The following is a 21,714-nucleotide window of genomic DNA, read 5'->3' as shown; positions in this document are numbered from 1 at the left end:
AGCGGTCACCGCCCACCGATTACCGCGTCCTCGGCGGACAACGGGCTTCGGTGGGCGGTGGCCGTGCCACGGGATCGCCTTCGGGGTTCCGGTGCGACGCGCTCAGCGCGCGGCCGTCATACCCCCGTCGATGGTGACGATGGTTCCGCTGATGTAGGCGGAGCGCTCGGACGCCGGCGAAGCCGGCATCAACGGCGGCGTTTCGCGGCACGCATCGTGGTGACCCGCTCGGTGGCCACCGGGCCGGGGTTCACGCCGACCACGCGCACTCCGTGGCGCGGCCCTTCACCGCCGAGCGCCTTGATGAAGGCCATCAAGGCCGCGTTGCCCGCGCCGCCGGTGCCGATGACGTTGACGATCACGCCGTGGCCGCGGGCGCGGAACCGCGGGTACACGCACCGGACGAGGTCGATGTAGCCGAAGACCTCCAGGTTCCACGCGTGGCGCCAAAACTCGGAACCGACGTCCTCGAGGGTGCCGGCCGGGATGTCGCCGGCGCTGTTGACAACGATGTCGGCGTCGCCGGTCGCCTCGGTGAGCCGCTCGAGGTCCGCCGCGACGCGGAGGTCGACGGCGTGCACGGTCACCGCCACGCCGTGTTCCTCGCGCAGCTTCCGGGCGTGGGATTCCAGCGCACCGCCGTTGCGTGCGGCCAAGTGCAGGTCGCATCCTTCACCGGCCAGCGTCTCGGCGATCGCCGCGCCGATGCCTTTCGACGCGCCGGTGACCAGCGCGCGTTTCCCCCCGAGGTACAGATCCATGGGTCCTCTTCCCGCGACACGGGCCCGAGCTTTCACGTGAAAGCTCGGGCCCCAGGTCGGAGCTTTCACGTGAAAGCTCGGGGGGTTGTCGCGCGCGGACGTGAGGTGAGCGGCGGCTAAGCCCTCGGCGCCGAGGCCGGGTGGGCGACGGCCGGGTACCGACGGTTGAACTGCGGCGGTACGTAGCTCACGTAGCGGCCCGGGCTGCCGTCCGCGGCCGCCGCCAGGTGGTTGAGCGTGGCCGGGGCCGTGTCCGGCCAGTGGCCGGTGCGCAGCCGGGTCAGCATGCGGTCGACGGCGGCCTGCTGTTCGCCGGTCGTGTACGTGCAGTGCCCGGCCGTCCGGACGTACGTCTGCCGGAGCAGGGACGCATGGCCCGCCTGGCGGACCAAGGCGCCGTAGGACTGCTGCTGGGCGACGGTCGAAATCTGGTCGCCGGTGCCGTTGACCGTCAGGACCGGGATCCGCAGGTCGCCGGTGAACACGATGCCCCGCTCCAGGTACGCGACCGCGGCGGGATCGGCGGCCACCCGCGGCTCGGCGGCGAGGCGGGCGAGGTCGGCGCGCAGGTCGAGGCCCGCGCGGGAGTACAGCCGGTGCACCGCGTTCCGCTGCTCCGGTGCCGCCGAAGCGAGCTGGCGCGCGTAATCCACGCCCGTGTTCCAGGACGGGTTCCCGCCCGCCAGCTGCTCGATCGTCCGCCTGCTGCTGACCGCCTGCCCGAGGTACGGCAGCGGGCCGCCCGCGAGGGCCAGGAACATCCCCTCTTCGACGCCGTCGGCGTCCCGGCCGTCCGGTACCGGGGTCGGCGTGCCGTCGGGGGCCAGGCCCCAGCCCGGCAGCTGCCCGATCGCGGCCGCCAGCGCGATGCGGGCCTTTCCGGTGGCGGTCGACTGGGCCGAGCCCATCGCCGCGAGCCACAACTGCTGCGTTCCCGGGACGTCGGCCGGGATGCCGGTCACCGGCAGGGCCGAGTCGCGGAACAGCAGCGTCTTCAGCGTGAAGACGGTGTCGAGCTTCTGGTTCCACTGCCCCACCGAGCCGCCGAGCCCGCCGCACATCGGGATCGCCGCGGCGAACCGGCCGGGGTACACCTGAGCGACGCCGGCGGCGACCATCCCGCCCATCGAGCGGCCCTCGGCGATCGCGTACCGGGCGCGGCCGAACGCGGTTTCGAAGCGGCCGAGCGCCGCCGCCTGGTTGTCGATCGCCCGCGCGATGTTCCAGCTGCTGATCGTGCGCGTGGTGCCGCCCACCGCGTAGCCGCGCTCCAGCAGGCTCGCGGTGAGCGGGCTCGAGAGGCCGCCGGCGGCGAAGTCGAGGTCCACCAGCACGGCGCCGTTCCACCGGCCCGGTTTGGCGAAGGTGTACGGCGTTCCGTCGGTCAGCTGCCCGTCGGTGCACCGCGCGGCCGCGACCGGGGCCGGACACGGCTTGCCCGCCTCCGCGGCGTGGGCGGTCGCCGGTACTCCCGCGAAGAGGACCGCGGCCGCGGCCAGAACGGTGAATCTGTTCCCCATGGAACGCTCCTGTCAGAAGTTCTTGCTGGTGACGGTCCAGCCCGGCGTGGCGCACAGACCGCAGCCCGCGCCGAGGAAGTAGCCACGAGCGGTGCGGTTGCCGTTGAGGGTGAAGTCGAACCAGGCGGTCAGGACCCGGACGGCTTCCTCGCGGACACTCGGGTCGGGGAGCTCGGCGCGCTGGCCGTAGACGAAGCCGGTGTGCCCGGCGGCCGGGTTGGTCGCCCGGACCGCCGGCACGGTGACGAGGTCGTAGTTCGCCCCGCTGTTCGGGTAGGCGACGTCGTCCGGGCCGCCGTCGGCGAACAACACCGGCGTGTGCAGCTTCTGCAGATTTTCCCGGCCGTACCCGAGGGTGCCGTCCGCGAAGAAGCCGCTGTCCAGTGACAGCACCGACTTCACCCGGGGGTCCGCGCCGGCGACGAGGGCTTCGATGCCGCCGCACGAGTGGCCGGCGACGCCGATCCGGCGGGGGTCGAGCCGGTTCCGCAGGGCGCTCCCCCGGCGGCCGTTCTCCCGTTCGGCCCAGGTGATCGCGTCGGTGATCACCGCCGGTTCGGGGCTGCCGTTCTCCGTCAGCGCCGGCTCGTCGAACCCGCCAACGGCCACGACGACGAACCCGTGCGCCGCGAGCAGGGTCTCGAGCGTCAGCAGCTCGTTGTTGCTCGTGTGCCGGCACGCGCCGTTGCCGAACACCACGACCGGCAGGCGGCCGGGCCCGGCACCCAGGTCCGCCGGCCGGTAGACGGTGTACTCGGCGGCGTAGTCCCCCGTCCCGGCCGCGGCCTCGCGGACCACCGGGTGGAACACCGAGGACGCGGGCGGGGCGGGCGGGGCCGCGACCTCCGCCTCGGGAGAACCGGGGACGACGACCGCCGCCGTCACCGCGAGCAGGGCCGTCGCTGCGGCGGCGAGAGCGGGTTTGAGCAAGGCCATCATAGGTCCTTTCCGGACGGTCAGGTCAGTTCGCCGAGCCAAGAGGTCATCCGCGTGGTCAGGTGGTCTCCGGTGCGGGCGTCGACGTTGTCGGCGTGCAGTTCCAGCACCGGGATGCCCGCGGCGCGCAGGGCCCGGGTGGTGAAGTAGCTGCCGCGGGCGTCGTCCGAAACGAGGTGCACGACGCCGTCGACGCCGTGGTGGCGCGCCTCCTTGACGTACCACTCCGCCGACCACGGCGGGGTGTAGAGCTGGTCGCTGAACGCGGCGAAGCGAGCCGCCAGCGCGCGCAGCGGGTCGTCGCCGTAGCGCAGGTAGCCGTCGGCGGCGATGGCGAGGTACATCGACCAGACAAAAACCGCGCCGTGCGACTCCTGGAACCGCTGGTAGAACTCGAGGTCGAACCACAGGCCGCGGCCGATCCACATCAGCCGCAGCCGCTCGTCCGGGCACGCGGAGACGCCGGCGTCGATCCGGTCGCGCACTTCGTCGTGTAAGGCGCGGGCCGCGTCGCGCGCCCATTCCGTGCCGCGGTGCCACTGGGGCACCATGACGCTCGGGATGCCGTCGGTGACGGCGATCGGGCACGGCCGGGCGGCGGCGATGAGGTCGCGGGTGCGCCGGTTCCACTCCTGCTGCTCGTTGACCAGCGCGAGGACCTCCCGGAACCGGGTCTCGGAGAACACCCGGCCGGTCGTCTGCTCGAGGTACCGGATCAGCCCGGTCAGCTCGCCGGTCAGCAGGTCGAGGCGGTCGCTGCCGATCGCCTCCTCCCAGCGGTGCGGCATGAGCTCCCACCACCGCTCGGGCACGGCGTTCTCCGCCGCGCTTTCCAGGGGGTAGTAGGTGACGCCGGGTTGCGCGTCCCAGACGTCGAAGATCTTGCGGGACGCGTCGCCGGTGGTCTCGCCGAGCACGATCGACGGCTTCGGCAGGCCGCCCCACGGTGCTTGGGCGGGATCGTCCTCGAACGCCGACGCCAGCGAGGTGGCGCTGTACTGCTCGACGTAGTCGGGGTAGCCGCGGTCACGCAGCAGGCCGAGGTAGCGCTGGGTCTGGCGTTTCGCCGCGACGATGGAGGCCCACCACTGGTTGACCACGTACGGGATCCCCATCGCGCGGAAGATTTCCTGCGGCGCGTCCGCGTTCACCAGCGCCAGCGGGCCACCCTCGTCACGCACCCGGGCGAACCACTCGCGCTGGTAGGCGGTCGCCGTGGTCGCGGACGCCAGCCGGGCCGTCATGCCGCCGCTCCGGCCGGGACCAGCGCCGCCAGCGCCCCGGGAGTCAGCTCGCCGTACGGCTGGCGCTCCGCCAGGACCGCCGGTAGCCCGGCCGCGGCCCGCTGCTCCGGGAAGTCCCACGGCGGGGCGTCGTCGTGGACGCGCGCGTAGAAAAACAGGATCTCGGCACCGCAGGCGCGAGCGGCGGCCGCGGTGTGTGCGGCCCGCTGCCGGATGGACGCGCGCGGCGCCGCCGGCCCGTTGTGCTGGTAGCGCTCGGCGAGCGCGAGTTCCGTCGGCGCCGCGCACGTGCGCGCGAAGAGCAGCTCGCCCCAGTCGTGATCCTCGCCCACGACGAGGAAACCTTTGCCTTCCACCGTTTCGTACACGTCCGGGCAGTCGTGCGAGCTCCCGGTGAGGAACAGCCGCACCCCTTCGGTTTCGCGCGGATCGCCAGTCACGCCGTCCACGAGCGCGATGGCGTCGGTGACCGGCAACGCCGTGGTCGCGGCGACGACTTCGAGGAACCGGGTGCCGCTCAGCCGGTTCGCGCGGCGCAGGGCGGCGACCCGGCCGAGCGACCGCCGCAGGGTGTCGTGGGCGGTGATCGCCGCGGCGAGGTCGTCGTCGCCGATGGGCCGCCACTGCCCCAGCCACTCGCGCAACTGCGCGATCTTCGCGTGGACGTACCGGGTGGTCGTGTGGTGCGGCAGGTGCAGGACGTCCACCAGCCGCACCGGCGGCAGCCGCAGCTCCGGCTCGACCCGGTGCAGCTCGCGCAAGGCGTAGAACAGCCGCAACGACGCTTCGCAGTCGCGGGAGACGACGATGGCTTCGAGCGGCCCGTAGTCCCCGGTGAGTATCCGCGTCAGGATCGACCGGGCGACCGGGTCCACCCCGCGGCCCAGGTAGCGGTCGCCCAGGGTGCTGTCCCCACCCGGTTTCCCGGCCAGCCGCAGCGGGAACAGCCCGGCCGCGGTGATCAGTTCCACCGGGACGTCCGCGCCGACGTACCCGACGACCGGGGCGGTCAAATCACCGCCTCCGAGACGAGCTCCGCCAGCTGTTCTTCGGTGTAGCCGAGCAGCTCGCGGTAGACGTGTTCGTTGTGCTCCCCCAAGCCCGGCGCGGGGCGGTCGAGGGAGACGCGGGCGGCGGAGAACCGGATCGGCACGCCGGTTCCGGCCAGGTCGGCCACCTCGCCGTGCCGCGGGTGCCGCAGCGGCACGACCTCCTCGCGCGCCAGGACCAGGGGGTCGCGGATGGCCTCGCGCGGCTCGCGGACCTCGGCCGCGGGCACGCCTTCGGCGGTGAACGCGGCGAGGATCTCTTCCAGTGGCCGCGTCCGGCACCACTCGCGGATGAGGCCGTGCAGCTCGTCGGCGGCGCGGACCCGCTGGTCCCGCGTGCGGTACCGGTCGTCCTCGGCCAGGTCCGGCCGGCCTATCGCGCGCAGCACGCCGTGGGCGAAGGCGTCGGTCGGCGCGCAGAGGGCGAGATAACCGTCCAGCGCGGGCAGGATCCCGAAGGGCGCCAGCCGCGGCACCATCGACCCGGTGCGCTGCGGCAGGCCGACCGCGTCGAAGGCGTCGAAGGGCTCGCACGCGACCAGCGACGTCAGCGCGCCGAGCATCGACACGTCCACGTGCTGGCCCTCGCCGGTGTGCCCGGCCTGCAGCAGCGCGGAGACCGTGCCGACCACCGCGAACAGCGGCGCGAGGAGGTCGCCGATCGGCAGCCCGAACCGGACCGGGCCCTCATCGGGCTCGCCGGCGGTCATCATCACCCCGCTCAGCGCCTGGATGATCGAGTCCATCGCCTTGCCCGAACCCGGCCCGCCCTGGGCACCGAACCCGCTGATCGAGGTGTACACCAGCCGCGGGTTGATCTCGCGGACCCGCTCGTAGGAGATGCCGAGCCGCTCGGTGACGCCCGGGCTGTAGTTCTCGACCAGCACGTCGGCGTCCCGGACGAGGTCGGTGAAGACGGCTCGTGAGCGCGGGTTCTTCAGGTCGAGGGTGACGCTCAGCTTGTTGCGGCCGCGCAGCAGCATCGACACCGACAGGTCGTCTTCGTGCCGCCGGGCGAGGTTCAGCCCGTCGCGCCCGACGTAGGGTGCGTTGTTGCGGGAGGAATCCCCGCCGGTGGCGGGGTTCTCGACCTTGATCACCGTCGCGCCGAGCCCGGCGAGCAGCAGCGTCGCGTACGGCCCGGCGAGCGCGGTGGTCAGGTCGATGACGGTGCGGCCGGCCAGTGGCTGGTCGGTCATGCGGAAATCCCCTCTTCGGAGTCGACGAGCACTTCGGTGCCGCGGGTGGTGAACCGGCCGTTGAGCCGGGCACCCCGGGTGATGTCCTCGATGTACTTCGTCACGGCTTCGCCTTCCGGCGTGCCGCCGACCGGGACCGGACGGCCGTGGTCGTCGATCCGGCACGGGACGAACCCGGCTTCGCGCAGCCCGGTCTCGTCGAAGCGGCAGAAGGCGATGGCGGTGTTGCGGCTTTCGGGGTGGAACGGGAAGAACGGCATGTCCGGGTCGGGCGCGAAGCCGTACAGCTTCGTCCGCCGCTCGGCCCACGCGCGCAGCTCGTCGGCGCCGACACCCGCTCCCGGCGTCAGGGCGTGGGTGACCGTAGCGAAATTGCCGAGCCCGTGGAAGATCGGCCGTCCTCTGTGGACTTCGATGCCGCGCATGATGTGCGGGTGGTGGGAGAACACCGCGTCGGCCCCGGCGTCGATCGCGGCGCGCGCGACCGGGCTTTCGTACATCGCGACGACGACCGGGGTGTGCCCGACCCCCTTGTGCAGCGAGACGAGCACGACGTCGACCTCGGCACGCAGGCGCCGTACGTCCTCGGCCATCGCCTCCAGGCTGTCCGGGTCGGCGAAGGTGTAGATCTTCGGCGGCCCGCCGGGGCTGGCGTGATCGAGCTCGTAGTGGGTGAGGACGTGGACGTAGGCGCAGCCGGGCTTGCGGGAGGTCGCCCACGAATCGCGCGGGCCGACGCAGTTGTACGACAGCACGCCGATCCGCAGGCCGCCGCGTTCGACGATCGCCGGGCGCCGCGCTCCGGCGAGGTCCGCACCGGCCCCGGCGGTGGCCATTCCCGCCGCCCGGGCGTGCGCGATCGTGTCGGCCAGGCCCTCGTCGCCCGCGTCGCAGATGTGGTTGCCCGCCAGGGTGACCACCGCGAACCCGGCGCCGGCCACCGCTTTCAGCGCGGCCGGGTCGGCCGGCGGGGCGGGGACGTCGGTGCTGCGCTGGACCGTCGTCGTCGAGTGCGGGACTTCGACGTGCCCGATGGCCAGGTCCATCCCGCGCAGCACCGGCGCGGCCGGGGCGAGGAACGACTCCGGGTCCGGCTCGTCGAGGATGAGGTCGCCGACGGCGCCGACAGTGATCACGAAGCACTCTCCTTTTCGGACCGGTGACGGGACAGGAAGGCCCGCAGCCGGTCGGTCCGGGGACGGGCGAACAGCTCGTCCGGCGGGCCTTGTTCGACGATCCGGCCCGCCTCCATGAACACGCACCGGTCGGCCACCTCGCGGGCGAACGCCATTTCGTGCGTCACGACGACCATCGTGGTGCCCGCGGCGGCGAGGTCCCGCAGCACGGCCAGCACCTCCTCGACCAGCTCCGGGTCGAGCGCGCTGGTGGGCTCGTCGAACAGCATGACCCGCGGCCGCACCAGCACGGCCCGCGCGATGGCGACCCGCTGCTGCTGCCCGCCCGACAGCTGCCGCGGGTAGTGGTCCTCGCGGCCGGCCAGGCCGATGCGCTCGAGCAGCGCACGGGCCTCCTGCTCCACAGCGGACCGATCCCGCCGGTGGACGCGGATCGCCGCGTCGGTCACGTTGCGCAGCACGGTGAACTGCGGGAACAGGTTGAACTGCTGGAAGACCATGCTCATCCGGCGCCGCTGGGCGGCGATCCGCCGCTCGGTCAGCGCGCGCAGGCCGCCCGGCGAACGCCGGTGGCCCAGCAGCTCGCCGTCGAGGTACATGGCCCCGCCGTCGACCGGTTCCAGCTGGTGGGCGCAGCGGACGAGCGTCGACTTGCCCGAGCCCGACGGCCCGATCACGACGACCGTCTCCCCTTCGTGCACGTCGAGGCTCACCCCCGCCAACGCGGTCACCGCGCCGAACTCCTTGCGGACGTCGCTGATCCGCAGCACCGGGGCGCTCATCGGGCGCTCCGGTGGCCGCGCGAGAACCGGCGCTCCAGGCGGCGCTGACCGGCCGTCAGGACGGTGACCACGACCAGGTACCAGAAGCAGGCGACCAGCAGCATCGGGACGATCTCGTAGGTGCGGTTGTAAATCACCTGCACCGAGTGCAGCAGGTCCGACATCGCGATGACCGACACGAGCGCCGTTCCCTTGAGGACGTTGATGAACTGGCTGCCCGCGGGCGGGATGATCACGCGCATGGCCTGCGGCAGCACGATCCGGACCAGCGTCTGGCCCGGCGGGTAGCCCATCGCGCGCGCCGCGTCGCGCTGGCCGGGGTCGACCGACGACACCCCGGCGCGGAAGATCTCCGCCAGGTACGCCGACTCGACGAGGGACAGGCCGAGCACCGCGGCGGTCAGCGGCGTGATGACGGTGTTGGCGTCCCACGTCCCGAAGACCGGGCCGAACGGGATGCCGATCGACAGCTTCGGGAGCAGGTACGCGAGGTTGAACCAGAAGATCAGCTGCACCAGCGGCGGGATGCCGCGGAACAGACCCACCCACAGCGTCGCCACCCACCGGGCCGGACCGAACCCGCTCAGCTGCATGGCCGCGACCACGCCGCCGGCCAGCGAGCCGAGGACCATCGCCGCGACCGCCAGCAGCACGGTCGTGCCCAGGCCCGCCATGACGCTCTTCTCGAAGAGGTACTTCGCCACGACGTCCCACTGGAAGCGGGAGTTGCCGACGAGGAACACGACCAGCTGCGCGGCCAGCACCGCCAGCACGAGCACGAACAGCCAGCGCAGCGGCCGGAAGCGGGCGCGGGACGCGGCGACGTCGTCGTGCGCCGCCGTCGCGTCCTCCACAGTGGACATCGCGGTCATTTCGCCGACGCCACGTCGAACAGGGGCTGCGGCACCGTGACCTCGTCCAGGCCCCACTGGTGCATGATCCGGGTGTAGGTGCCGTTGCGGAACAGCTCCTCGAAGGCCTTCTGCAGCACCGGGCCGAGCTTGGCGGACTTCGGCGTGTAGAGCGCCAGGTTGTCCTTCGTGGCGCCCTGTTCCTCGGTCTGCGTCACGTACTCGTACTGCCCCTTCTGCTGGGTGGTCACGTCGATCGCGGCGGCCTGGGTCATCCCGGCGGCCTCGGCCCGGCCGGATTTCGCGGCCAGCAGCGTCGCGTTCGTGTCGTCGAGGCCGACCACCTGCACGGCCGGGCGGTGTTCACGCTCACAGAAGGCGGACAGCTTCGCCAGCTGGTCCTCCACGACGCTCGCCGTGACCACCGCGACCCGCTTGCCGCACAGGTCGGCGGCCTGCTTGAGGCCGGCGGCGGAACCCGTGGGGACCACGTAGGAGGTGCGCGTGGTCATCCACGTGACGGTGTCGAACTGCTTCTCCCGTTCGGCGGTCGCCTTCACCGGCCCGTTGAAGGCGTCGTAGCGGCCGCTCAGCATGCCCTGCAACGCGGCCGGGAGACCGCTGACGATGGTGGTTTCCGTGCGCACGCCGAGGAGCTGGCCGAGCGCCTGCTGGAAGTCGTGGTCGATGCCGGTGACCGTTTTGCCGTCCGGGCCGACCGTGCGGTACGGCGGGTGCGAGTCGCCGGCGAACCGGAGGACACCGGCGTCCTTGACCGCCTGCGGCAGCTGGTCGTGCAACGCCGGGACGGCCGTGAGGGCGGCAGCGCTGGGCGCGGACGCGGCGCCGTCGTCGACCGTGCACCCGGCCAGCGCGAGACCCGCGACGGCCGCGGCGAGCGTGCTTCGACGCCATTGACGAAGTGAGGAACCCATGTCGTTTTCTTCCTGCGGAGGCCGTCGGGAGCGGATGGCGCGGAAACCTGGGAGAACGATTGGTTGCTATCTGGGCGCCGATCGTCGCATGATGTGTCGCGTGATTCAACCCCTCGGTTCGGCCGCCCTTGCGGCACTGCCACCATGGACCCCCGCGGCGGACCGGCCGCCGGGACCGACCCCGGAAGAGGCAGGCGCGCGATGACGGTGACGCCTTCGGGCCCGCTGCCCCGCTCCCAGCAGGGCGCCGAACCGCAGCTGCTCCTCACGTCCCTGCTCGGCGACTTCTGGTACTGGCGCGACGAGCACATCCCGTCGGCCGCACTGGTGCAGCTGCTCGGCGAGTTCGACATCAGCCCGGCGAGCGCCCGGGCCGCGATCCGCCGGCTGGCCGCCCGCGGCCTGCTCACCGTGTCGCGCAGCGGCCGGACGACCGCGTACGGCATCCCCGCCCGCACGTCGGCGGTGATCATCGAGCGCACGCACCGGATGCTGACCTTCGGCACGACCACGCCCGACTGGGACGGGCAGTGGACCGTGGTCACCTTCTCGGTGCCGGAGCAGGACCGCGGGCTGCGCACCGCTCTGCGATCGCGCCTGCGCGTCCTGCGCTTCGCCGCCCTCTACGACGGGGTCTGGGTCAGCCCGCACGACCTCGCCGAGGACGCCCTCGCCGCGCTGCGCGAACTCGAGCTCCGCAGCGCGACGGTCTTCCGCGCGACCGAGATCCCCGGCTCGGCCGCGGCGGCCGCGGCCTTCGACCTCGAGCCCCTCGCCCGCGAGTACGAGCAGTTCGTCGACCGCTACGAACAGGTGCTCTCCGGCCTGGAGGCCGGGCTCATCAGCCCGGCGCAGGCCCTGCGGACGCGTACCGAGCTGCGGGTGGACTGGCGCCGCTTCCCGGAGACCGACCCGGACCTGCCCGCCGAACTGCTCCCGGCCGGCTGGGCGCGCGACCGGGCCCAGAAGGTGTTCCTGCAGATCTACGACCGGCTGGGTCCCCTCGCCGAGCTCCGGTTCCGCCAGGTCCTGGCCGGCACCGACCCCGCGCTGGCGGAGCTGTCCTCCCACCACGACTCGGCCAAGGTGGCGGCGTTGTTCGCCGAGCTCGGCGACCACCACCCGGCGGGCGACACGCCGTTCGAGCAGGCCGCCGAGGCCCGCCGCCTGGACGACGCGCGCCGCCAGTAGGAGGGACACTTCCCGAGCCGCCCGGCCGGGGAACTGTCCGGCGCTGGGAGCGTGTCTTCGGTCAATTGGTTCGACAGCACCGTCGATCGCGGGGAGACTGCGCCCGTGGTCGCTGTTCTGTGGCTGTGTGGCCCACCCGGTGTCGGTAAGACGTCTGTTGCCTGGCGGATGCGCAGCGAACTGGTCGACCGGGGAATCGCGGCGGCCTACGTCGACATCGACCAGCTCGGCATGTGCTACCCGGAGCGGGAGAACGATCCTGGACGGCACCGGCTGAAAGCCCGGAACCTCGCGTCCGTGGTGGCGAATCACGCGGCCCGCGGCGCGGCCTGTGTGGTGGTGTCCGGGGTCGTGGATCCCTCCTACCGGGCCGTGCTGCCCGGCGTGGAGCTGACGTTGTGCCGGCTGCGAGCAGATCGCGAGGAGCTGGTGCGGCGATTCGTGGGACGTTCGGGAGACGAAGCCGCCGTCCCGGGTGTGGTGGCCGTGGCCGACGCGATGGATGCCGGCACGATCGCGGATCTCTGCGTGGACACCACCGGCCTGACGGTGTCCGAGGTGGTCGCAGCCGTGACGACCGCCACCGCCGGCTGGCACACGGCTACCGGTCCGCCGGCGTCCGTGCCGGGATCCGCCCCGGCCGATGGCTCGATCCTGTGGGTGAGCGGAGCGCCCGGCGTCGGCACATCGATGGTCGGCTTCCAGGTTTATCTGCGCACGCTGCGTGCGGGTCACCGGGTCGGTTATCTGGACCTGCGGCAAGTCGGGTTCGGCGCACAGAACACCGTTGACCACCAGCTTCGGGCAGCGAACGTGGCCGCGGTCTGGCGAGCCTACCGGGACCTGGGCGCTGACGGATTGGTGATCGCCGGCGAGATCAGCCCGGAGGTCGCGCAGCTGCCTTACCGGAGGGCGGTGCCCGCTGCGGCGCTGACCGTGTGTCGCCTGCACGCGAATCGAGCCGACCTGGCGCAACGAATCTTGCCGCGCGGTGACCGGAGCAGCTGGCCCCAGCCGGGCGATCCGCTGCTGGGTCAGCCGGCTGAACGGTTGCGGCAGTTCGCGGACCGGGCGGATGCGCAGGCCCGAGCGCTGGAACGCGCTCAGGTCGGTGTGCGGGTGGACAGCAACGGTCGTGGCGTCACAGACACCGTCGACGCTGTTGTCGCCACGGGTGTCTGGCCGTTGCTTGATGGTGCCCGGGGACCCGCGTGCCGCAATGGCGCCGGCTGAGCGACGCACGTCACGCCCGTCTGCGGCGGCGTCGGGGAACACCGCGCCGCACCGGGCGTTGTAAGGGTGTCGGTACGGCGGAGTCCCCGGGCCTCACCTCTTCCGCCCTCCCGGAACACCGGTTCACCCCGGAGCCGGGTTGCGCACCCGCCGAGAGGCGACCCCCGTACCGACTCTCCAGCCACCGCTTCCGCTCGCAGGTCTCCCCCACCCTTCGCCGAGCGGAAGCGGTCCCGGAAACCGGTCAGGTCAGCGGCTGCCCGCCGGTGACGCCGAGAACTTCGCCGGTGACGTAGCTGGATTCCGGCGAAGCGAAGAACACGAACGCCGGGGCGAGCTCGGCCGGCTGCCCGGCGCGTCCCATCGGGGTCTGCTCACCGAAGGAGTCCACCTTCTCCTCCGGCATGGTGGCCGGGATCAGCGGCGTCCACACCGGCCCCGGCGCCACCGAGTTCACCCGGATGCCCTTCTTCGCCAGGTCCTGGGCCAGCCCCTTGGTGAAGTTCACGATTCCCCCCTTGGTCGTCGCGTAGTCCAGCAGCTCCGGCGACGGCTGGGACGCCTGGATCGACGAGGTGTTGATGATCGCCGACCCCTTGCCCATGTGCGGCACGGCCGCCTTGCACAACCAGAACATCGCGTACAGGTTGGTCTTGAGCACCCGGTCGAACTGCTTGGTGGAAATCCCGAGCAGGCCTTCCTCCTGCGCCATCTGATAGGCGGCGTTGTTCACCAGCACGTCGATCCCCCCGAGCTCGGCCACGGCCGTCTCGATGATCTGCGTGCAGTGCTGCTCGTCGCGGATGTCGCCGGGCACCAGCACGACCCGCCGGCCCGCCTCGCGCACCAGCTCCGCCGTGCGCTCGGCGTCGTCCTGCTCCTCCGCCAGGTAGGACAGCACCAGGTCCGCGCCTTCCCGGGCGAACGCGATCGCGACCGCCCGGCCGATCCCGGAGTCACCGCCGGTGATCACCGCACGGCGCCCCTCCAACCTCCCGCTGCCGCGGTAGGACTCCTCACCGTGATCCGGCGGCGGGTCCATCGCCTCCCCCGAACCCGGGTGCTGCTGCTCCTGCCCCTGCTGCTCTTCGGGGCTCGGGTGCTGCTCCGCGGTCTCGTGGCTGTGCTGGTCCTCGGTCATGGCCGCCTCCTCGGGGATGGTCTTGCTGACCTGTACCCGGTCCGGCGCCGTCCATGCCCGGTCCACCCGGGTGCCCGAGTACACCCGCATCCGGCACCTGCGTCCCGTGCGGCAGGTCACTGTTCGACGGGCCGCGGCTCGGGTAACCATGAGTCGTGAACAACAACTCCACCCTCGTCGCCAACCCGAACCGCACCCAGATCCGGACCGAAGCGGACCTCCGCCGGAGCGCGCCGCCCGCGAACCCGGAACCCGCGTCGAACCCGGACCACGCGGGGAACGTCCCGGCGCAGGACGCGGCTTAGGCGCCGATCACCGGCACGTCGCTCAGCCGCCGGATCGCGTCCGCGATTTCGTCCGCCGTCGCGTCCAGGGTCTGCGTCAACAAGATGAACGGGCCGCCGTAGAGCCTGGTCCGCACCCGCGTCATGCGGTTCGGCGACCGCTTGCCGTCGAGGAACGGGTCGTAGACCACGGTCGCGGGGATCGTGCCCGGCTCGCGGGGCACGAACGCGATCACCCGGTACCGCTTCGGTTGCAGGACGAAGAACCACCGCGGCCGGAGCCGGGAGATCCGCACCTCCGCCAGCGCGGACCACGGCACGGTGTCGAACCCCCGTGCTTCGACGCCGTCCGCGCCCAGCCTCACCTGCCAAGGTTTGCCACGGGACCGCACGAACGAGACGGCGCCCAGGACCAGCACCGCGGCGAAGACCGCGGGGCAAGCAATGGCGAGCCACGTCTGCAACAGGCCCAGCCTGGCGACGACCACCTCGAACACCAGGAACGCCGCCAGCACGCCCAGCGTCGGGAGCTGCCCCCGGACCGAGGGCTTGACCAGCAAGGCTTCCGAAGACCTGATCCCCATGCCGCAGTGGTACCCGCCCGTCGCGCTTCTCACCCGCGGCACCTACGCCGTGTGCTGGTACGCCCCGTAGGTCAGGTAGCCGGTGTCGCCGCCTTGGTAGTACGTCGCCTCGTCGACCGGGGCCAGCGGGAGCCCGGTGCGGAGCCGCTCGACGAGGTCGGGGTTGGCTATGAACGCGCGGCCGAAGCCGATGAGGTCCGCGCCGAGCCCGAGCCAGTGGTCGGCCTCCGCTCGCCCGGTCTGCTTCGGTCCCATGGGGACGGTCGGGTTGACGACGAGCGTGCCCGGCCACAGCCGGCGCAGCTCCAGCAGCACGTCTTCGTCCACAGTGGCCTCGAGGTGGACGTAGGCGAGTTCGAGGCGGGACAGTTCGCGCAGCAGTGCCGGGTAGAGCTCGAGGACGTCGTTCTCTTCGACGCCCCAGAACGTGCCGCCCGGGGAGAGCCGGATGCCGGTCCGGGCGCCGCCGACGGCGTCCGCCGTCGCGGCGGTGGCCTCGACGGCGAACCGGATCCGGTTGGCCACCGAGCCGCCGTAGCGGTCGGTGCGCAGGTTCGCGTTCGACGACAGGAACTGCGAAATCAGATAACCGTTGGCCCCGTGCAGTTCCACCCCGTCGAACCCGGCGTCCACGGCCCGCCGCGCGGCTTCCGCGTAGGACCGCGCGTGCTCGGGCACCTCGGCCGTCTCCAGCGCCCGCGGCACCGGCGCCGGCTGCGGCCCGCTCGGCGTGAACACCTCCCCGGCCGCGGGCACCGCCGACGGGCCGACCGGCCGGAGACCGGTGGTATCGGGGTGCGACACCCGCCCGCCGTGCATGATCTGCGCGAAGATCCGCCCGCCGTTGGCGTGCACCGCGGCCGTCACCGGACGCCAGGAGGCGACCTGCTCGTCGGTGTGCAGGCCCGGCGTCCCCGGGTTCGACTGCCCGGCCGGGCTCGGCTGCACCCCCTCGCTGACGATCAGGCCGGCGGTCGCGCGCTGGGCGTAGTAGGTCGCCATCGACGGCGTCGCGAGGCCGCCCGCGGCGGCGCGGACCCGGGTCATCGGGGCCATCACCACGCGGTTGGGCAGGATCAGGTCGCCGGCTTCGTAGCGGTCGAACAGGGAAGTCACGCAAGGCTCCTTCGTCAGCGGAAGTGCCCGGCACCGGACGCACCACCTACGCTAAAATCTGACATCAGTGTCAGAGGAAAGCCTTCGTGGCACAGGTCACACGGGAGGTCGCGTGCGGATCGGCGAACTGGCGGCCCGGACCGGGGTGAGTGTCCGGTCCCTGCGCTACTACGAGCAGCAAGGCCTGCTGAGCAGCACCCGCAGCCCCAGCGGGCAACGGCACTACACCGCCGTCGAAACCGAACGGGTCGGGTTCATCCAGCGCATGTTCGCCGCCGGCCTCTCCAGCCGCACGATCGCCGACCTGCTCCCCTGCGTCGACTCGCCGGGTGAAGAAACGTCCGTAGCGGCCGAGCGGCGCATGGAGCAGGAACGCGACCGCCTCACCGGCCACATCGCCGAGCTGGTCCGCACCCGCGACTCCCTGGACCAGCTGATCGCCGTCAACCGCGCCCACCGCGCCACCCTCCCGGCGCCGGATCAGGAGAAGTCCGGCCCGGTCCCGGCCCAGTGCTGACGCTCATCCGCGGATAGCGGACCGAAGGGGCCGCGACCGTCGGCCGCAGCCCCTCTGTCCGGAAGCGCCGGCCGGAGCCGGCTCGGTGATCCCGGCCGAGGACGAGCCGCTCAGTGGCCCTGGCCGGCGCCGCCGTCGGCCGAGCCGGTGCCGGCGCAGTTGTCCGGGGACTCGCCGTCGCCGACGCCGACGCCGTTGGCGACGTCGTGGAGCGGCACCTGGACGATCAGGACGTTCACGTCGTTCTCGCAGAACCCGACCGTGCCGTCGACGTTGTGCAGCACGTCGGTGTCGCTCAGGTTGACCAGGCTGAACTGGGTGGTGGAGTCGGAATCGCCGTAGTGGTACCCGTAACCGTCCCAAGCGTCGGCGGCGGCGACGCCACCGGCCATGAACGCACCGGCGCCCAGGGCAGCGGTCACGGCAAAGACCTTCTTCAACATGCGGGAGACTCCTCGGGTTTCACAACGCTGGGACTGGACGGCTGCGACGATGTGTGGCGCTGCGCGCGAGCAGAAAATACGGGGACGCCCCGTTGCCCCTCCACCTCACAACACCATCGTGTGAGCGTCGCGGGCCGCTGACCGCGGCTTCATTGCCTCTTTCGTGGCCTGCTCGGGAACACCGCGAGCCGGGACCGGTGCGGGTCAGAACGGCCCGCCGGAAGCCCAGGCCGGGGTGCCGAGAATGCGGGTGAGGGCGTCTTCGGCGTCGGCACCGGCTTTCTCGAACACGACCTCGGCGATGGGCGCGCCGAGGTCCGCGGCGCCGCGGAACTCGATGGTGGCGTGGTAGGTCAGGGTGCTGCCGCCCGCGCCGGTCGGCGTGATCGTGATGTCGTCCCGGGTGGCGGTGGTGTCATTGGTGCCGGTGAAGACGACGCGGCCGGGCTCGAGGCGGACGAGTTCGCAGGTCAGTTCCAGCTCCACCCCGGCGATCTTGGCGACGTTGTGCCACCGGGCGCCCACTTCGACCGGTCCGGTGCCGAGGCGCCCGCAGGAAAGCGTGCCGGGGTGCCAATCGGCGGCGTGGCGGAGATCTTTGAGGTAGTCCAGCGCCTCGTGCGGGGCGGCGGCGACGGTGAAGGTGCGGGTCACTTCGGCCAAGGCCGGTCCTCTCGTCGACGTCAGCGGCCACCAGCCCTCGATGACCTGCCTGTCGAATACCCCGAAACGGAGGAATCACCCATCCGGTTCCGGGGTCACCCGTCGCCGGCCAGCAGCACCGGCACCCGGGCGACCACGCCGGGTCGACCGTGCTCCCGAACCGCTGCCAGGTGGCTGGCGGGCAGGTCTTCGACCCGGATCACGGGTCTCCTTCACCGGTCGCCGGGCTCGTCGGCGACCGGCGCCGCTGTTGCCGGACGAAGGAACCGCGTGATCGGCAGGCGCGCGAGCGGGACGTGGTGCTGGCCGGCGTGGATGTCGCGATCCCGCAGCGAGCCCTGGCTGATCGGGCGGGGGAACGAAATCTTCACGACGTTGAGCGACGGGATCCGGAACAGCTGGACGGTGCTTTCCTCGACGCGGTAGAGCCCGGCGATCACGCGCTCGTTGAGGAACGTCTCGTCGGCGGCGATCCGGTAGCCGTCGGCGTCGCGCATGAAAAGCTCCATGGTGACCCAGAACGGCCCGGCGTTCTTGGAGCGGACCTCGTGGGCGAGATCCGCGAGAGTGGTGTCAGGCATGGGTTTTCTCCCCCAGCTCGGTCCGAAACAGGTCGGCGGGGCCGGCGCAGTCCACGACGTGGTTGAGCACGAACTCGTACGCCACCCCGCGCTCGACCTCGGCCGGCGAGTACGCGAACGCCAGGCTCGGCAGGTAGTCCATCCCCGGCGTCGGCAGGTGCAGCAGCAGTGGGTTGGCGACCTTGGCGACCGCGGTGGCGGTCGCCTGGTCGGGCGCGTTGACGAGCAGCATGACGCCGACTTCGCGTGGCGGCCCGCTTTCGGGCTCCAGGTCGCCGAGCACCGCGTTGTGGCCGTAGAGGCGCAGGTCGAAGGCGTATTCGTCGGCCGCCAGCTCCAGCGTCTGCCCGACCCGCTGCGTGATCATCGTGCGCATCAGGCCGGCCCAGGCGTCGATGTCCGCGAGGATGACCGGATCCCGGATCGCCGAGAACGCCATGGTCTCGTAGCCGGTGACCCGGGCGCCTTCCAGCTTGATCGTGTACTGGTCGGCGACGTGGAACTGCGACCCCTCGACGCGGACGATCCGGTCGTCGACCGCGGTGTACCGGGCGTCCCGGACGTCGAGCGTGCCGGCGGGCTCCCGCATCTGATACGGGTTCGCGGACTCGTAGAGCATGTGGGCGGCCACCGAGATCGGCGTGCACGACACCGTGGGGTCGAGCGGCTCGATGGTGAAGCCGTGCGCGTCGATGGTGGCGAGGACGCCGCCCGCACGCGGGTTGCTCGTGCACTGGCCACCGCACTCGACGATCTTGGCGGCGTGCCACGCCGGTCCGGCGGGCATCCCGCGCATGAGCGGGTAGGCCGCCGCCACGGCGGTGTCGGTGGCGCGGCCGGCGAGCACGACCTGGGCACCCGCCCGCAGCGCCGCGACGATCGGTTCGTGCCCCATCGCACCGACGATGCGGGTGCAGCTTTCCAGGGTTTCGGCGGTCAGTTCACCCAGCGGCGGCAGGGGGTGGATCCGGCCCGCGTCGAGGTGTTCCTTCAGGTCGGCCGCGTTCTGCTCGCTGTAGATCCGCGCGACCGTCAGGTCCAGGCCTTCTTCGGCCAGCACGCCGGCGGCGATCCCGGCGACCCAGTCGACACCGCGGTCGGTCCCGCTCGTGCCGCAAGAGCCCACGATCACCGGGATCCCCGCGCCGGCGGCGGCCGTCAGGAGACTGCGCAGGTCGCGCGCCACCGCCTTGGCCGTCGTCTTGGGCGACGCGGACCCGAGGTAGTGGGGTCCGGAGTCCGTGGACCCGGCGTCGACGCTGATGACGTCGGCGCCCAGCGCGATGCCCCGTTCGATCGTGGCGTGGTCCCAGCCGGCGCCGAGCATGCCGCTCGGCGACAGGACCCGGACGGAGTCGACCCGTTGGCTGTGCATGTTCCTTCTTCCCTTCGAGGTCGGTTCATGAGCCACGGCGTGGTGGCCGTTCACAGCGCCCGCCCGGCGGACGACCGGCGCTGCAGAACTCCGACACGTGCGACCGCCAGCACGGCGAGCAGCGCGACGATCGCGACGTGGAGCAGCAGCAGGGGCCAGCCCGTCAGGTCGACCAGGCCGCCGACCACGGCCGGGCCCAGGAAGCCGCCGCTCACCCAGCCGACGGTGTAGAGCCCGGTGTAGGTGCCGACCACGCGGTCGGACGGGGCGAGGTTCCACAGGACGACGACCGCGTTGACCAGGAACGCGGACGCTCCCGCGGAGGCCACGCAGAGGGCAGTGACGGCGCCGCCGGGCGTCGGCACCACGGTGCCGAGCACCATGCCGGCCACGAAGACCGTCATCCCGGCGGTCATCACCCGTAGCCGGCCGAAGCGTTCGGCGAGCCTCGCCACCGGGTAGGCGGCGACGATGAAGGCCACGCCGCTGGGCAGCGTCAGGCCGCCCGCTTCGCCGCGGGACATGCCCAGCACCTCCATGCCGTAGGGCGTGATCAGCGCCCGCGAGGCGGCCCACGCCCCGCCGAAGAGCAGGATGGCCGCGATGAGCAGCAACCGGCTGCGGTCGGTGTCCCGCACGATGTCGAGCACGGTGTCCCGCACCCGGGCCGCGGGTGCCGGCGTGCCGTGGTGTTCGCGCTCCTCGGCGACGGCGGTCCGGTAGGCCGGTGACCGGCTGTCCCGCACGTTCGCGGCCAGCACGACGAGGGACACCACCATCAGGACCGCGGGGATCGCGAACGACAGCTTCGGGTGCGTATCGATGAGGAAGATGCTGATCAAGGCCGCGACCATCACCGTGAGGCTGGCCGCGATCTTGACGACCGCGTTCGCGCGGCTCCGCCGCTCGGGCGGGACGAAGTCCGGGAGCAGGGACTCGGCGATCGGCTTGAACGAGTTCGCGACGAGCGCGTAGCCGAACATGACCAGGACCAGCAGCGGCAACGAGGCCGCGACGTGCGGGATGACCAGGAACAGCAGCGCCGCCACGGGCATGCCGGCGAGGAGGTAGGGCATGCGACGGCCCCAGGAGGTGCGTGTGCGGTCCGAGCGGTTGCCCATCCACGGCTGGATGAAGATGCCGAGCACGTTGTCCATCCCCATGAGCGCCCCGATCAGCGCGGCACTGCCGAGGTGTTCGCGCAGCAGCGGCGGCACCTGCGAGTCGTAGAGGTTCCACGTCGACTCCTGCGCGAAGACCGCCAAGGCGACGAGGACGGTGATCCGCCCGGTTCGCGTGCGCTGAGTGCGCTGAGTGCTTGACGTCATCGTCATCCCGCACCTTCCCTGTCGTCACCGCCGGCGCGGTGACCGCCAAGGTAGTTTTGCTATAGCAAGAACGTCAAGTGTTGCTTGTTATCGAAGCCATGGCAGATAGGGTGACGCCATGGCGAGCGAGACGTTGAAGGGCCTGGCGCCCGATACCCTGGCCGATCGCGCGTACCGCGCCATCCGCGACGCGGTCACGACCGGCGAGCTGCGGCCCGGGCAGAAGGTCACCGAACGCGGGCTCGCCGAACGGCTGTCGGTGAGCCCGACGCCGGTGCGGGAGGCCATCCGCCGCCTCGAGCAGGACGGTCTCCTCGAACGGACCGGACCGCGGACGGTGCAGGTGGCGGCCGTCGGCGACGCGGCGATCCAGGACCTCGCCGAGGTCGAGGTGGCGCTGCGCGGAATGGTGGCCCGCTTCGCCGCCCGCCACGCTTCCCCGGCCCAGCTGGACCAGCTCGACACCGTCCTCGACGAAGCCGACGACCTGCTGATCGTCATCAAGCAACGGCACCACGCCGGGCAGGACGTGGCCCGGCACCTCGACCGGCTGCTCGACACGATGCAGCGCTTCAACGAGGTCGTCGAGGCGTGTGCCCACAACCCCGTCCTCGTCCGCCTGCTCGGCCAGACGCGGGTGTTCTCCTGGCCGGAGCGCCGGGCCCGGCTGATCGAACGCATCGCCGGAAACGACCGGTTCGGTCTGGACCGCTACAGCAGCCACCGCGCGCTGGTCCGCGCGCTGCGGGCGGGCGACTCGGCGACCGCCGAGGCGCTCGTCGTCGACGACGCCCGTGGTGGGCTGGGTGACCTGCTCGCCGCGCCGGCCCGCTCCTGAGGGACGA

23 protein-coding genes are annotated in these 21,714 nt (G+C 72.0%); 5 read left to right on the top strand and 18 right to left on the bottom strand.

From position 1 onward, the window contains the following. Positions 1 to 188: 188 nt before the first annotated feature. The 10 genes from Q5425_RS33335 to Q5425_RS33290 all read right to left on the bottom strand — a co-directional run bounded on the left by Q5425_RS33335 (position 189) and on the right by Q5425_RS33290 (position 10,413). Positions 189 to 761 (bottom strand): SDR family NAD(P)-dependent oxidoreductase, encoded by a 573-nt coding sequence (locus Q5425_RS33335; protein WP_308676325.1) that lies wholly within the window; start codon positions 759 to 761, stop codon positions 189 to 191. A gap of 116 nt (positions 762 to 877) precedes the next feature. Beyond that, positions 878 to 2,281 (bottom strand): DUF6351 family protein, encoded by a 1,404-nt coding sequence (locus Q5425_RS33330; protein ID WP_308676324.1) that lies wholly within the window; start codon positions 2,279 to 2,281, stop codon positions 878 to 880. 12 nt (positions 2,282 to 2,293) lie between these two features. Beyond that, a complete protein-coding gene (locus tag Q5425_RS33325) occupies positions 2,294 to 3,217 on the bottom strand; it encodes a hypothetical protein (RefSeq protein ID WP_308676323.1) in 924 nt (307 codons plus the stop codon). A gap of 20 nt (positions 3,218 to 3,237) precedes the next feature. After that, the gene (locus Q5425_RS33320; RefSeq protein ID WP_308676322.1) at positions 3,238 to 4,461 is read right to left on the bottom strand and encodes a 2-hydroxyacyl-CoA dehydratase family protein; all 1,224 of its coding nucleotides are present in this window, start codon (positions 4,459 to 4,461) and stop codon (positions 3,238 to 3,240) included. After that, positions 4,458 to 5,474 carry a 2-hydroxyacyl-CoA dehydratase family protein gene (locus tag Q5425_RS33315; RefSeq protein ID WP_308676321.1) on the bottom strand — a complete coding sequence of 339 codons (1,017 nt, stop codon included), beginning with the start codon at positions 5,472 to 5,474 and terminating at the stop codon, positions 4,458 to 4,460. Before Q5425_RS33315 ends, Q5425_RS33320 begins: the two co-directional genes overlap by 4 nt. After that, positions 5,471 to 6,709 carry a CoA transferase gene (locus Q5425_RS33310; RefSeq protein WP_308676320.1) on the bottom strand — a complete coding sequence of 413 codons (1,239 nt, stop codon included), beginning with the start codon at positions 6,707 to 6,709 and terminating at the stop codon, positions 5,471 to 5,473. The genes Q5425_RS33315 and Q5425_RS33310 overlap by 4 nt, the downstream gene beginning before the upstream one ends. Further along, positions 6,706 to 7,845: a CapA family protein gene (locus Q5425_RS33305; protein ID WP_308676319.1), complete on the bottom strand. Its 1,140-nt coding sequence runs from the start codon at positions 7,843 to 7,845 to the stop codon at positions 6,706 to 6,708. The genes Q5425_RS33310 and Q5425_RS33305 overlap by 4 nt, the downstream gene beginning before the upstream one ends. Then, positions 7,842 to 8,627 (bottom strand): amino acid ABC transporter ATP-binding protein, encoded by a 786-nt coding sequence (locus tag Q5425_RS33300; RefSeq protein WP_308676318.1) that lies wholly within the window; start codon positions 8,625 to 8,627, stop codon positions 7,842 to 7,844. Before Q5425_RS33300 ends, Q5425_RS33305 begins: the two co-directional genes overlap by 4 nt. Further along, positions 8,624 to 9,499 (bottom strand): amino acid ABC transporter permease, encoded by an 876-nt coding sequence (locus Q5425_RS33295; protein WP_396135292.1) that lies wholly within the window; start codon positions 9,497 to 9,499, stop codon positions 8,624 to 8,626. Before Q5425_RS33295 ends, Q5425_RS33300 begins: the two co-directional genes overlap by 4 nt. Further along, positions 9,496 to 10,413, bottom strand: coding sequence for a transporter substrate-binding domain-containing protein (locus tag Q5425_RS33290; protein WP_308676317.1), 918 nt, complete (start codon positions 10,411 to 10,413; stop codon positions 9,496 to 9,498). The genes Q5425_RS33295 and Q5425_RS33290 overlap by 4 nt, the downstream gene beginning before the upstream one ends. A 201-nt stretch (positions 10,414 to 10,614) precedes the next feature. Between Q5425_RS33290 and Q5425_RS33285 the strand changes: the two genes are divergently transcribed. Together Q5425_RS33285 and Q5425_RS33280 are read left to right on the top strand one after the other, a co-directional pair. Next, positions 10,615 to 11,604: a PaaX family transcriptional regulator C-terminal domain-containing protein gene (locus Q5425_RS33285; protein ID WP_308676316.1), complete on the top strand. Its 990-nt coding sequence runs from the start codon at positions 10,615 to 10,617 to the stop codon at positions 11,602 to 11,604. 51 nt (positions 11,605 to 11,655) lie between these two features. Further along, the gene (locus tag Q5425_RS33280; protein WP_308676315.1) at positions 11,656 to 12,837 is read left to right on the top strand and encodes an AAA family ATPase; all 1,182 of its coding nucleotides are present in this window, start codon (positions 11,656 to 11,658) and stop codon (positions 12,835 to 12,837) included. 244 nt (positions 12,838 to 13,081) lie between these two features. Here the strand turns inward: Q5425_RS33280 and Q5425_RS33275 are convergent, their stop codons facing one another. Next, the gene (locus Q5425_RS33275; protein ID WP_396135318.1) at positions 13,082 to 13,978 is read right to left on the bottom strand and encodes an SDR family oxidoreductase; all 897 of its coding nucleotides are present in this window, start codon (positions 13,976 to 13,978) and stop codon (positions 13,082 to 13,084) included. Positions 13,979 to 14,133: 155 nt separating this feature from the next. Between Q5425_RS33275 and Q5425_RS33270 the strand changes: the two genes are divergently transcribed. Continuing rightward, the gene (locus Q5425_RS33270; RefSeq protein WP_308676314.1) at positions 14,134 to 14,283 is read left to right on the top strand and encodes a hypothetical protein; all 150 of its coding nucleotides are present in this window, start codon (positions 14,134 to 14,136) and stop codon (positions 14,281 to 14,283) included. Here Q5425_RS33270 and Q5425_RS33265 read toward each other — a convergent pair. Together Q5425_RS33265 and Q5425_RS33260 are read right to left on the bottom strand one after the other, a co-directional pair. After that, positions 14,280 to 14,879 carry a hypothetical protein gene (locus Q5425_RS33265; RefSeq protein WP_308676313.1) on the bottom strand — a complete coding sequence of 200 codons (600 nt, stop codon included), beginning with the start codon at positions 14,877 to 14,879 and terminating at the stop codon, positions 14,280 to 14,282. The genes Q5425_RS33270 and Q5425_RS33265 overlap by 4 nt on opposite strands. Before the next feature lie 9 nt (positions 14,880 to 14,888). Continuing rightward, positions 14,889 to 15,962: an alkene reductase gene (locus Q5425_RS33260; protein WP_308676312.1), complete on the bottom strand. Its 1,074-nt coding sequence runs from the start codon at positions 15,960 to 15,962 to the stop codon at positions 14,889 to 14,891. Positions 15,963 to 16,074: 112 nt separating this feature from the next. Here Q5425_RS33260 and Q5425_RS33255 point away from each other — a divergent pair, with 112 nt between their 5' ends. Continuing rightward, positions 16,075 to 16,479, top strand: a complete 405-nt coding sequence (locus Q5425_RS33255; RefSeq protein ID WP_308676311.1) for a MerR family transcriptional regulator — start codon at positions 16,075 to 16,077, stop codon at positions 16,477 to 16,479. Positions 16,480 to 16,589: 110 nt separating this feature from the next. Here Q5425_RS33255 and Q5425_RS33250 read toward each other — a convergent pair whose 3' ends face one another. From Q5425_RS33250 to Q5425_RS33230, 5 genes are all read right to left on the bottom strand, one after another. Next, positions 16,590 to 16,922, bottom strand: a complete 333-nt coding sequence (locus Q5425_RS33250; RefSeq protein WP_308676310.1) for a hypothetical protein — start codon at positions 16,920 to 16,922, stop codon at positions 16,590 to 16,592. Between the two features lie 204 nt (positions 16,923 to 17,126). Then, positions 17,127 to 17,576 (bottom strand): SRPBCC family protein, encoded by a 450-nt coding sequence (locus tag Q5425_RS33245; protein WP_308676677.1) that lies wholly within the window; start codon positions 17,574 to 17,576, stop codon positions 17,127 to 17,129. A gap of 221 nt (positions 17,577 to 17,797) precedes the next feature. Further along, positions 17,798 to 18,166: a DUF4387 domain-containing protein gene (locus Q5425_RS33240; protein WP_308676309.1), complete on the bottom strand. Its 369-nt coding sequence runs from the start codon at positions 18,164 to 18,166 to the stop codon at positions 17,798 to 17,800. Continuing rightward, the gene (locus Q5425_RS33235; RefSeq protein ID WP_308676308.1) at positions 18,159 to 19,541 is read right to left on the bottom strand and encodes an acyclic terpene utilization AtuA family protein; all 1,383 of its coding nucleotides are present in this window, start codon (positions 19,539 to 19,541) and stop codon (positions 18,159 to 18,161) included. Before Q5425_RS33235 ends, Q5425_RS33240 begins: the two co-directional genes overlap by 8 nt. Positions 19,542 to 19,591: 50 nt before the next feature. Continuing rightward, entirely contained in the window at positions 19,592 to 20,869 is a 1,278-nt protein-coding gene (locus Q5425_RS33230; RefSeq protein ID WP_308676307.1) for an MFS transporter, read from the bottom strand. Between the two features lie 118 nt (positions 20,870 to 20,987). Here Q5425_RS33230 and Q5425_RS33225 point away from each other — a divergent pair, with 118 nt between their 5' ends. After that, complete coding sequence (locus Q5425_RS33225; protein WP_308676306.1) at positions 20,988 to 21,707, top strand: GntR family transcriptional regulator; 720 nt, start codon at positions 20,988 to 20,990, stop codon at positions 21,705 to 21,707. Positions 21,708 to 21,714 lie beyond the last annotated feature (7 nt).

Origin of the sequence: Amycolatopsis sp. A133, from assembly GCF_031082405.1 — a bacterium.
GTDB lineage: Bacteria > Actinomycetota > Actinomycetes > Mycobacteriales > Pseudonocardiaceae > Amycolatopsis.
The sequence above is the reverse complement of the archived record's forward strand: the minus strand, read 5'-3'. Positions and strand labels throughout refer to the sequence as shown.